Raw genomic sequence first — 10,966 nt, forward strand, 5'->3', positions numbered from 1 at the left:
CCCGAACGTCTTCGCCCTGGGGCCATGGATCGCCGGATTCGTCGACGCCTCGACGGCACCGGCCCCGGAAACGACCGGAACGACCAGGGGTCCACCGGCAGCGCCGGTGGACCCCGTCGGGCCGCGTGCGGCCGTGTCCTTACAGGTACTGGCCGGTGTTGGCCACCGTGTCGATGCTCCGCCCGGAGTCGGCGCCCTTCTTGCCGGACACCAGGGTGCGGATGTAGACGATCCGCTCGCCCTTCTTGCCGGAGATCCGGGCCCAGTCGTCGGGGTTGGTGGTGTTGGGCAGGTCCTCGTTCTCGCTGAACTCGTCGACGCAGGCCTGCATCAGGTGGGAGACCCGGATGCCCTTGGACCGGTTGTCGATGAAGTCCTTGATGGCCATCTTCTTGGCCCGGTCGACGATGTTCTGGATCATCGCGCCGGAGTTGAAGTCCTTGAAGTACAGGACCTCCTTGTCACCGTTGGCGTAGGTGACCTCCAGGAAGCGGTTCTCCTCGGTCTCGGAGTACATCCGCTCCACGACCCGCTGGATCATCGCGTCCACCGTGGCCGAGCGGGACCCCTCGTGCTCGGCGAGGTCCTCGTCGTGCAGGGGCAGCTCGTCGGTGATGTACTTCGAGAAGATGTCCTGCGCCGCCTCGGCGTCCGGCCGCTCGATCTTGATCTTGACGTCCAGGCGGCCGGGCCGCAGGATCGCCGGGTCGATCATGTCCTCGCGGTTGGAGGCGCCGATGACGATGACGTTCTCCAGCCCCTCCACGCCGTCGATCTCGCTGAGCAGCTGGGGGACGATCGTGTTCTCCACGTCGCTGGACACGCCCGACCCGCGGGTGCGGAAGATCGAGTCCATCTCGTCGAAGAACACGATCACCGGCGTGCCCTCGCCGGCCTTCTCCCGGGCCCGCTGGAAGACCAGGCGGATGTGCCGCTCGGTCTCGCCCACGTACTTGTTCAGCAGCTCCGGGCCCTTGATGTTGAGGAAGAAACTCTTGCCGACGTTCTGGCCGGTGCGCTGGGCCACCTGCTTGGCCAGCGAATTGGCCACCGCCTTGGCGATGAGGGTCTTACCGCATCCGGGCGGGCCGTAGAGCAGGACGCCCTTCGGCGGGCGCAGCTGGTGCTCGTAGAAGAGGTCCTTGTGCAGGTAGGGCAGTTCGACCGCGTCGCGGATCATCTCGATCTGCCCGCCGAGGCCGCCGATGTCGGTGTAGGAGATGTCGGGCACCTCCTCGAGGATCAGCTCCTCGACCTCCGACTTGGGGATGCGCTCGTACACGTACCCCGAGCGCGACTCCAGCAGCAGCGAGTCCCCCGGACGGATCGGCTCGTCGCGCAGGGGCTCGGCCAGCCGGACGATGCGCTCCTCGTCGTGGTTGGAGATCACCAGCGCCCGCTCGCCGTCCTCAAGGGCCTCCTTGAGCATGACGACCTCGCCCACCGTCTCGAAGGACTGCGCCTCGACGATGTTGAAGGCCTCGTTGAGCATGACCTCCTGGCCGGGGCGCAGCTGCTCCACGTCGACCGACGGGCTGACGTTGACCCGCATCTTGCGGCCGTTGGTGAAGATCTCGACCGTGTCGTCCTCACGCGATCCCAGGAACACGCCGAAGCCGGAGGGCGGCTGGGCGAGCCGGTCGACCTCCTCCTTGAGGGCCACGATCTGGTCGCGGGCCTCCTTCAGCGTGGAGACCAGGCGCTCGTTCTGCCCGTTCGCGGCGGCGAGGTTGGCTTGCGCCTCGCGGAGCCGGTCCTCCAGCAGCCGTACATGGCGCGGAGAGTCGGCGAGCTTGCGCCGGAGGACGCTGAGTTCCTTTTCCAGATAGGAGACCTGGGCCGTGAGCTCTTCGACTTCACGGTCGCGCTCTGCCTGACGCTCGTCGTCGCGATCGGCCACGTCCGCCACCTCCTTATAAGAGGACGACTACTCGGAACCCTACCTACCCATGGACTATTCCTAACCTCCCGGGCGCTGCGAGTGTCGAAGGCCTCACTTTTCGATCTTGTAAAAGCCTAGGTCACCCTGGTACGGACACACGCGCCGTAATGAGAAAGTAACGTTCCCACCAGGCCGGGGCGCTAGGAGCCGGCCGCCTCCGGGGCGGCCCCTCGGCCCGCCTCCTGCCCCTTCTGCGCCTTCTGCCAGTCCTCGCCGTAGGCGCCCTTGGCGGGGCGGCGGCGCCGCTCGGGGGCCTCGGCGTCGTCGGCGAGGCGGCGGGCGGTCACCAGGAAGCCGGTGTGCCCGATCATCTTGTGGTCCGGGCGCACGGCCAGGCCCTCCACGTGCCAGTCGCGCACCATGGTCTCCCAGGCGTGCGGCTCGTAGAAGCGGCCGTGGTCGCGCAGCGCCTCCACGACCCGCGAGACCTGGGTGGCGGTGGCGACGTAGGCGCACACCAGACCGCCGGGGATCAGGACGTCGGCGACGGCGTCCACGCACTCCCAGGGGGCGAGCATGTCCAGCACCACGCGGTCGACCTCGCGCGGGGCGTCCGGTTCGGCGAGCCGCTCGTTCAGGTCGCCGACGGTCAGGTCCCAGGCGGGGTGGTCGCCGCCGAAGAAGCGGCGCACGTTGGTGCGGGCGATCTCGGCGAAGTCCTCGCGGCGCTCGAAGGAGTGGACCCGGCCGTGCTCCCCCACCGCGCGCAGCATCCAGCAGGACAGCGAGCCCGAGCCGGCGCCGGCCTCGATCACCCGGGCCCCGGCGAAGATGTCGGCCTGGGCCAGGATCTGCGCGGCGTCCTTGGGGTAGACGATGGTCGCCCCGCGCTTCATCGACAGGGTGAAGTCGAGCAGCAGCGGCCGCAGCGCGACATAGCGGACGGCGGAGCTGGAGCGGACCACACTCCCCTCGGGGCGGCCGATGAGGTCGTCGTGGTCGAGCCGCCCCTTGTGGGTGTGGAACGCCGAACCGGCCTTGAGGGTGATGGTGTGCATCCGGCCCTTGGGGTCGGTCAGCTGCACGATGTCGCCGTCCTCGAAGGGGCCGCGGCGGCCGTGGATGCCGGTCACTGGTGCTCGTCTCTCCGGTGTCGTGGGGCAGGTCGCTTCGCGCACGGCGCGGTGCGGCCCCGGCCCCCGGCCGACGCCGCCCGGGCGCGCGACGGCCCAGGGTATCCCCCGTACGCCGACGCGGCGTAATCGGTCGTGGGCCCGGGCATCGAATACCTCGGAGGCCGGAGCGGGCGGCGGGCGCCGCCCGGGCCGCGGAGTCAGGAGGCGGACATGGCGGACCAGGCAGCGGGCGCGCACGTGGGGATGGGCGTGGACATCGGGGGCAGCGGCATCAAGGGGGCGCCGGTGGACCTGGACACCGGGGCCTTCACCGCCGACCGGGTGAAGATCCACACCCCGCACCCCTCCAAGCCCCGGGCGGTCGCGGAGGTGGTCGCGCAGATCGCGGCGGCCGTCGGCGAGAAGGCTCCCTCAGGGGCCGCGCTGGGCGTCACCTTCCCCGGGGTGGTGCGGCGCGGGACCGTCGAGACGGCGGCCAACGTGGACGACGGGTGGATCGGCACCGACGTGGAGGCGCTGCTGTCCGGGGCGACGGGGCGGGCGGTGGCCGCGGTCAACGACGCCGACGCGGCGGCGGTCGCCGAGCACCGCTGGGGTGCGGCGCGCGGGGTGCGCGGGGTGGTGCTGCTGACGACGCTGGGCACCGGGATCGGCACGGCGCTGCTGGTCGACGGGCACCTGGTGCCCAACACCGAGTTCGGCCACGTGGTGCTGGACGGCGTCGACGCCGAGACGAGGGCCGCCTCGGCGGCCAAGGAGCGCGAGGGCCTGTCGTACGAGGAGTGGGCCACCGAGCGGCTGCAGCGGTACTACGAGGAGATGGAGAAGCTGCTCTCCCCGGACCTGATCGTGGTCGGCGGCGGCGTCAGCCGGAAGGCGGACAAGTTCCTGAAGTACCTGGACCTGCGGGCCGAGGTGGTCCCGGCCGGGCTGCGCAACGCGGCGGGCATCGCCGGGGCGGCCGTGCTGGCGGCCGAGCGCTTCGGCTGACCCGGCCGGCCCCGTGGGCCCGGGGCGCCGCCCGGGCCCGGCCCGGTCCCGGGGGGTCAGGACTCGGGGCGGGCGGGGGACAGCACGCGGACGATGCGCCGGGCGGCGCCCCGGGGGTCGGCGGCCGGGGTGAGCGGAGACTGGGGAAGCGCGGCGCCGCGCGGCAGGCCCTCGGCCTCCCACCGCAGCCACCACCACAGGCTGCCCCGGTGCGGGCGCAGCACCGCGCGCTGCACGCGGCGGCCCTCCGCGCCGGCGGCCTCGACCGTTCCGGTGGCCCGGTCGACGCGGGCCTCCAGGCCCCAGGAGCGCAGTTCGGCGGTCAGCCCGCTCACCGCACGCGCCCAGGATGCGTCGGGACCCCTGTCAAGCCGATGACCGCTTCCGGTCACACTGAACCCACCGGAACCACGCGTCTCCATGCCGGCCCGCCCTCCCGTTCGACGACGAAATCCCCAGTCGTACCGGGACTTCAGTCCCTTGACTGTGCACCATCGGACGCTTCGGGGACAGCTGTATGCGGACTACGCATAGCAGTATTTCTTTCACACATAGCCACCATCACCTGATGGCGACCCTAGCCTAGGCTCATGCCCCACCGAGACGGCGCTCTGCCACCGGAATTCTGGACCCGGCCGCCGATGGCCGCCGCCCTGTCCACGTGCGACATCGCCGCGATCGTGGAGGAGGTCCGCCGCCACCGCGGCTGGTCGCAGGGCGAGCTGGCCCGGGCGGTCGGGTACTCCCAGAGCTGGGTGTCCCGCGTGGTGAACGGCCAGCAGTCGCTCACCGTCGACCAGGTGCGCGAACTGGCCGGACGCCTGGGCATCCCGCTCCACCTGCTCCGGTTCGGCGGCGCCGGCGATCCGGACGAGGGGGATCCCACGCGACGCAGAGAGTTCGGCAAGGCCGCGGCGGTGACCGCGCTGGCGCTGCCGCTGTCGGCAGCGGCCGCCCCGNCCCAGGCCGAGATCCACGAGGAGACCGCGCCCACGCTGCGCGCCATCACCGGCGGCCAGCGGCGGCTGGACGCCGCCGCGCCCGCCCGCGACCTGGCCCGGGGCGCGATCGCCCACGTCGAGCTGGCCGGGATCACCCTGGACCGCGCCCAGAACACGCCGTTCGCCGCCGACGTGGCCGCGGCCGCCAGCGAGGCGGCCGGGTTCGCCGCCTGGCTGCACGCCGACATGGGCGACGCCGGCTCGGCGCGCTCCTACTACCGCGCCGCCGTCGAGCGCGCCCGGCGGGCCCGCAGCCGCCTGCTCGACGTGTACATGCTCGGCAGCCTGGCGGCGTTCGAGATCGACGCCGACGACCCGGCGCTGGGCCTGGCCCTGGCCCACGAGGCCGGGCGGCGCCTCGGGCCCGGCGCGCACCCCACCGCCACCGCGTGGCTGGCCTGCGTGCGCGCCCAGGGGCACGCGGCGCTGGGCCGCGGCGCCGAGGCCGACCGGGAGATCGCCCTGGCCGAGCGGTGCGTGGAGCGCTCCGACAACGCCCACCCGCCCTGGCCGTGGGTGTTCGCCTTCGACACCCCCAAGGTCGCCGGGTACCGGGCCCTGGTGAACGTGCGGCTCAAGCGCCCCGGGCAGGCGCGGGCCGCGTTCGCCGAGGCGTTCGCCGGCACGCGGCCCGGAGCCAAGCAGGGCGCGGTGCTGCAGGTGGAGATGGCCCGGGCGCACGCGCACGCCGGCGACGCCGACGAGGCCTTCCGGCTGGCCGGGGAGGCGCTGTCCACCGGGACCCGGCTGCGCTCGGAGCGCGTGGTGGACCGGGTGCGCCGCTTCCGCAAGGAGTACCGGGGGCCGCGGGCCCGCGCCGCCGAGCGGCTCGACGCCCGACTGACCGAGGTGCTCACCGGTGGGCCCGCCGCGGTCTGACCGGCGGCGCCCGGGGGTATCCCCCGACCAGACCTGCGAGGAGCCAGACCTGCGAGAAGAGGGGAGGCAGCGTGCGACGCATCGCCGTCACCGGCCACCGCGGGCTGCCGCCCGACGTCGAACGGGCGGTGGAGGAGGCGCTGCGCGCCCGCCTGGCCGCGCTCGGCCCGGGGCTGATCGGGCTGAGCTGCCTGGCCGACGGGGCGGACACCCTGTTCGCCCGGGCCGTCATCGAGGCCGGCGCCGACCTGGAGGCGATCGTGCCGGCCGAGCGCTACCGGGACGGGCTCCCGCCCGCCCACCGGCCCGTCTACGACGCCCTGGTGGCGCGCGCGGCACTGGTGCACCACCTGCCGTTCGCCGAGTCCACCCCGTGGGCGCACCTGGAGGCCGGGCGGTACATGGTGGACCACAGCGACGAGCTGCTGGCGGTCTGGGACGGCCGCGCGGCGCGGGGGCCCGGCGGTACGGCCGACATCGTCGCCTATGCCCGGGAGCGGGACCGCGCCGTCACGGTCATCTGGCCGGACGGGGCGGTGCGCTGAGGCGTCAGGTGCCGGCGAAGGCGTCGCCCACGTCGCGCGAGCGCAGCACCCCGTGCACACCGCCGTCCTCGTGCACCAGCAGGTAGGCCGGGGCGGGCGTGCGCCGCATGGCCTCCAGCAGCCGCTCGCCGTTCAGGTCGGCGTCGAGCACCGCCCCCGCGGTGATGGCCACCGACACCTGGGAGACCGGGGTCCAGGGGCGGCGGTCCTCGGGCACCCGCTCCTCGGCGGCGGGGTCGACGAGCGACACCGGCGCCCCGGAGGAGTCGGTCACCAGGACGGCCCCGGCGTCGGCCTCGGCCATCCGGCGGTGGGCCTCCGACAGCGGGGTGTCGGCGGAGACGGGCACGGCGCGGCGGGCCAGGGTCCGGGCGCGCAGCTTGGGAATGCGCTCGCGGATGCGGGCGTTGCGCAGCGCGCTCCCGGCCCCCATCCACATGAAGGCGCCCAGCAGCACGCCGAGCAGGACCATGAACACGCTCGGGGCCTCGCCCGTGCGCAGCGCGATCAGCAGCGGCGCCAGCATCACCAGGGCGGCCAGGACCCGGCCGCCCCAGGCCGCCACGACCGTCCCCGCGGTCGGGCGCCGGGTCAGCTTCCAGACGATGGCGCGCACCACCTTGCCGCCGTCCAGCGGCAGGCCGGGCAGCAGGTTGAAGACGCCCACCAGGAGGTTGGCCACGAACAGCTGCCAGGTGAGGACCCCGGCGACGGTGTCGGGGGCGACGAAGGGCAGGGCGGCGAACCCCAGGACCGCCAGCACCAGGGACAGCAGCGGCCCGGCGATGGAGATCCAGAACTCCCGGCCGGGGGTGGCCGCCTCGCGGCGCATCTCGGTGACGCCGCCGAGCATGAACAGGGTGATGCGGTGCACCGGGATGCCGAACATGCGGGCGACCACGGCGTGCGCCAGCTCGTGCACCAGCACCGAGGCGTACAGCAGGACCGCGAAGGCGAACGCCACCAGGTAGGAGGCCGGGCCCAGGGCCAGAGTCCGCTCCACCACGGGCTCGTAGACGATGGTGATGATCGCGGCGATGACGAGCCAGGACGGGGTCACGTAGATCGGGATCCCGAACGGGCGCCCCATGAGCAGGCCGGAACCGCGCTTGGTCCCGCCCCGCGCCGCGGGCCGGGTGCTGCTGCCGTTGTCGGTCACACCGCCAGGCTACGCGGTGCGCGCGGCGGGCGCGCCGCCCTAGGGTTGGGGGGCATGGACACCGCCTCGGCGCCGCCGCTCCCCGCCCTCTCTCCGTCACGGGCCTCGGACTTCCTGCAGTGCCCGCTGCTGTACCGGTTCCGGGTGATCGACCGGCTGCCGGAGAAGCCGAGCCCGGCGGCGCTGCGCGGGACGCTGGTGCACGCGGTGCTGGAGCGGCTGTTCGAGCTGCCGGCCGAGACGCGCACCCCGCGCACCGCCCGGTCGCTGGTGGAGCCGCAGTGGGAGCGGCTGCGCTCCTCGCGCGCGGAGGCGGCGGAGCTGTTCGGCGAGGCGGGCGGCGAGGCCGAGCGGGAGTGGCTGGAGGGCGCCTACCCGCTGGTGGAGCGGTACTTCGAGATGGAGCAGCCGCACCGCCTGGAGCCGCGCGACCGCGAGCTGCGCATGGACGTCACCCTGGAGTCGGGCCTGCGGCTGCGGGGCTACGTCGACCGCCTGGACGTGGCCCCGACCGGGCAGATCCGGGTGGTGGACTACAAGACGGGCAAGTCGCCGCGCCCGCGGTTCGAGGACAAGGCCAAGTTCCAGATCTTCTTCTACGGCGTCATGCTCTGGCGCGAGCTGGGCGAGGTGCCCACCCGGCTGCAGCTGATGTACCTGGGCGACGGCGGGGTGCGCTGGTACGAGCCGACCGAGGAGGAGCTGCGGGCCGCGGAGGCGGAGATCGCCGGGATCTGGGAGGAGATCGAGCGCACGGCCCGGTCGGGCCAGTGGCTCCCGCGCCGGAGCAAGCTGTGCGACTGGTGCGACCACCAGGCGATCTGCCCCGAGTTCGGCGGAACCCCGCCGCCCCTGCCCGACCCGAAGCCGAGGACCTGACCCGGCCCGGGAGCGCCCCGCAGGGCGGCCGACTCCCCTGACCGGTATCGAGAGCGGTGGATCCACCACTCTCGATACCGGCCCCGATCCCTGTCAGGCCGAGCGCAGGACACCGCCCCCGGAACCGGCGGAGGCCTTCATAGGCACGGTGTTCAGCGAGGTCGGGCAGAGAGGTCGGTCGGAGAGGAAGGGAACACTCTCGGCCGGGGCGCGCCCTCCGACCTCGGCGGGGGCCGGTGGCGGCCGTACCGGTCCGGGAGAGCAGGGCGGACGGCCTGGAGCAGGTCCCATCCGCCCTCAGCGACGCGCCAGGAGAGTCGCAGGCGCCCGATCTAGGATGGCGGGGCGCATGTGGGCGCGGGGCGGGCGTTTCCTCGGCCGGTCCGCCGCTCCAGGCGCGTCCCTCCACCGTCCGTGCCGGCTCGGTAGGGAGCGTGCCGGGCGCGGTGCCGCATCGTCCATGGGGAGGAGTCCGGATCGGCCTCGGGGAGGTACTGGTGGAGAGCCCGACGGTCTAGCGTCGGGCTGTGTCGTCGTCCCCATCCTCTTCGGCCTCCCCGCCCGAGCACGGCGCTCCGCCGTCCGACCGCCGCTCCGGCGCGCCCCGCTGGGCGGTCGCGCGGCTCCCGGCCCGGCGCCGGGACCGGGTGACCGATGCGCTGCTGGTCCTCCTCCTGACCGGGTTGAACGCCGCCCTCGTGCCGACCTGGAGCCGGTCCGCGGAGTTCACCGGCGTCTGGACCTGGCCGCTCGGCGGCTACTTCGCCGGGGCCGCCCTGGCGCTGGCCCTGGTGGCGCGCCGGCGCTTCCCCCTGGCCGTGCTGGTGTGCATGTCGGCGGGGGGCGCCCTCTCCGAGGCGGCCGGCGTCTTCGTCTGGGGCGCGGCGGGCCCCGGCATCGCGGTGGCCACCTACGCGGTCGGCCGCCACCTGCCGCTGGCGCGCAGCCTGGTCTCCCTGGTCGTGGGCGTCGCCGTGGACTCCGCCTCCACCGTGGCCTCCCCGGTGGAGGCCACCGTGCAGCCGCCCCCGATGACGCTGTACCTGCTCACGCTGGTGTGGATGTGCGGGGCCTGGTGGCTGGGGCGCCTGGTGCGGATGCGCGCCTCCGACACCGCGGAGCTGCGCGAGCGGGCGCGCCGCCTGGAGCGGGCCCGGGACGCGCACGTGCGCGCGGTGCTGGCCGAGGAGCGCTCGCGGATCGCCCGTGAGCTGCACGACGTGGTGGCCCACCACGTGAGCGTGATGACCGTGCAGGCCACGGCGGGGCGGCGGGTGATCGACCGGTCGCCCGAAACGGCAGGGCAGGCGCTGCAGGACATCGAGAGGACGGGGCGGCAGGCGCTGGCGGAGATGCGCCGCATCGTCGGAGTGCTGCGGATGTCGGAGGCGCCCGAGGGCACGGAGGCGGAGCGGGAGCCGCAGCCCGGAGAGGCCGACCTGGAGGCGCTGGCCGCCCACCTGCGCGAGGCGGGCCTGCACATCGACCTCCGGGTGCGGGGCGCCGGGGACGGGCCGCCGGAGGGGCTGCCGCCGGCGCAGGGGCTGACGCTGTACCGGGTGGTGCAGGAGTCGTTGACCAACGTCCTCAAGCACGCGGGCGAGGGCGCGCGGGCACGGGTGGTCGTGGAGCACGGCAAGGACGCCGTGGCGGTCGAGGTCACCGACGACGGGGGTCGGGGCGGACGGGTCGGCTCCCGGTCCCGGTCACCGGAGGAGCCGGGCCACGGACTCCTGGGCATGCGGGAACGCGTGGCCCTGTTCGGGGGCCGCCTGGAGTCGGGGCCCACCGCCGCCGGGGGCTTCCGCGTCGACGCGCTGATCCCCCACGGCGAGCCGCACCGGACGGGGTGATTCCCGCGTCGCCGCCCCATCGGGACAGGACCGCGGACACTGTCGGACGGCAGGCTTGCCGCGGCCCAACGGGGAGCGACGATGGCGCGGCTGGTCCCCCGCTCACGTTTGTCGGCCGACAGGCCCCTGCGGTTCGGCCGGCGGGTCTCTCCCGGTGCCGGGGACAGCAGCGGCGACGGCACGGCCGGTGCCCCGCTCCGGGCCGCCGGCCAGGTGGCGGGGCCCATCGGTGCAGGGGAAATGCGGCGACGACGGAACGGCTGGTGCCCCGCTCCGGCCTGCCTGCCGGGCGCCGGGTCGCCGGAGTGCCGGGAGAAGGACGGCGACGAAGAGGACGGGCGCTTCTCCGGTGCTGCCGGTCGGCCGCCCGGCCTCTCGCGGTCCAGGGACAGCGGCAACGACGGCACGGCTGGTGCCCCACTCACGGCTGTCGGCCGGGCGCCGGGCGGGCGGGATGCCAGGGGAAGGGCGGCGACGGCACAGCCGGTGCCCCGCTTACGCCTGCTGGCCAGGCGCCGGGCCGGCGGGATGCCAGGGGAAGGGCGGCGACGAAGGGGCGGGGCGGTTCCCCGGGCTTGGCTGTCGCCCGCCGGGTCACCAGGGGGGCCGGGGAGATGGCGGCGACGGCACAGCCGGTGCCCC

The 10,966-nt window shown here is 74.2% G+C and carries 9 protein-coding genes; 5 read left to right on the forward strand and 4 right to left on the reverse strand.

Annotation, left to right across the window (positions count from 1 at the left end; translation table 11 throughout):
* Positions 1-139: 139 nt before the first annotated feature.
* Positions 140-1,909 (reverse strand): proteasome ATPase, encoded by a 1,770-nt coding sequence (gene arc / locus D450_RS0113165; RefSeq protein WP_017539136.1) that lies wholly within the window; start codon positions 1,907-1,909, stop codon positions 140-142.
* A gap of 173 nt (positions 1,910-2,082) precedes the next feature.
* On the reverse strand, positions 2,083-3,015 hold the full coding sequence (locus D450_RS30115) for a tRNA (adenine-N1)-methyltransferase (protein WP_017539137.1): 933 nt from the start codon (positions 3,013-3,015) through the stop codon (positions 2,083-2,085).
* Between the two features lie 213 nt (positions 3,016-3,228).
* Between D450_RS30115 and ppgK the strand changes: the two genes are divergently transcribed.
* Positions 3,229-4,008, forward strand: a complete 780-nt coding sequence (gene ppgK, locus D450_RS0113175; protein ID WP_017539138.1) for a polyphosphate--glucose phosphotransferase — start codon at positions 3,229-3,231, stop codon at positions 4,006-4,008.
* A gap of 56 nt (positions 4,009-4,064) precedes the next feature.
* On the opposite strand, the gene D450_RS0113180 is transcribed toward ppgK, so the two are convergent.
* On the reverse strand, positions 4,065-4,343 hold the full coding sequence (locus D450_RS0113180) for a hypothetical protein (protein ID WP_017539139.1): 279 nt from the start codon (positions 4,341-4,343) through the stop codon (positions 4,065-4,067).
* Positions 4,344-4,649: 306 nt separating this feature from the next.
* Between D450_RS0113180 and D450_RS0113185 the strand changes: the two genes are divergently transcribed.
* Both D450_RS0113185 and D450_RS0113190 read left to right on the forward strand, forming a co-directional pair.
* Complete coding sequence (locus D450_RS0113185) at positions 4,650-5,888, forward strand: helix-turn-helix domain-containing protein (RefSeq protein WP_017539140.1); 1,239 nt, start codon at positions 4,650-4,652, stop codon at positions 5,886-5,888.
* A gap of 71 nt (positions 5,889-5,959) precedes the next feature.
* Positions 5,960-6,433, forward strand: a complete 474-nt coding sequence (locus D450_RS0113190; protein WP_017539141.1) for an LOG family protein — start codon at positions 5,960-5,962, stop codon at positions 6,431-6,433.
* Positions 6,434-6,437: 4 nt separating this feature from the next.
* Here D450_RS0113190 and D450_RS0113195 read toward each other — a convergent pair whose 3' ends face one another.
* Complete coding sequence (locus tag D450_RS0113195; RefSeq protein ID WP_017539142.1) at positions 6,438-7,592, reverse strand: site-2 protease family protein; 1,155 nt, start codon at positions 7,590-7,592, stop codon at positions 6,438-6,440.
* 54 nt (positions 7,593-7,646) lie between these two features.
* Here D450_RS0113195 and D450_RS0113200 point away from each other — a divergent pair, with 54 nt between their 5' ends.
* Together D450_RS0113200 and D450_RS0113205 are read left to right on the forward strand one after the other, a co-directional pair.
* Positions 7,647-8,471 (forward strand): RecB family exonuclease, encoded by an 825-nt coding sequence (locus D450_RS0113200; protein WP_017539143.1) that lies wholly within the window; start codon positions 7,647-7,649, stop codon positions 8,469-8,471.
* Positions 8,472-8,998: 527 nt separating this feature from the next.
* Entirely contained in the window at positions 8,999-10,324 is a 1,326-nt protein-coding gene (locus tag D450_RS0113205; protein WP_026128524.1) for a sensor histidine kinase, read from the forward strand.
* Positions 10,325-10,966 lie beyond the last annotated feature (642 nt).

Origin of the sequence: Nocardiopsis halophila DSM 44494 (assembly GCF_000341245.1) — a bacterium.
Lineage (GTDB): Bacteria > Actinomycetota > Actinomycetes > Streptosporangiales > Streptosporangiaceae > Nocardiopsis_A > Nocardiopsis_A halophila.

Coding starts and splice junctions, on each gene's coding strand:
- ppgK (WP_017539138.1), top strand. CDS start 3,229: ATGGCGGACCAGGCAGCGGGCGCGCACGTGGGGATGGGCGTGGACATC.
- D450_RS0113200 (WP_017539143.1), top strand. CDS start 7,647: ATGGACACCGCCTCGGCGCCGCCGCTCCCCGCCCTCTCTCCGTCACGG.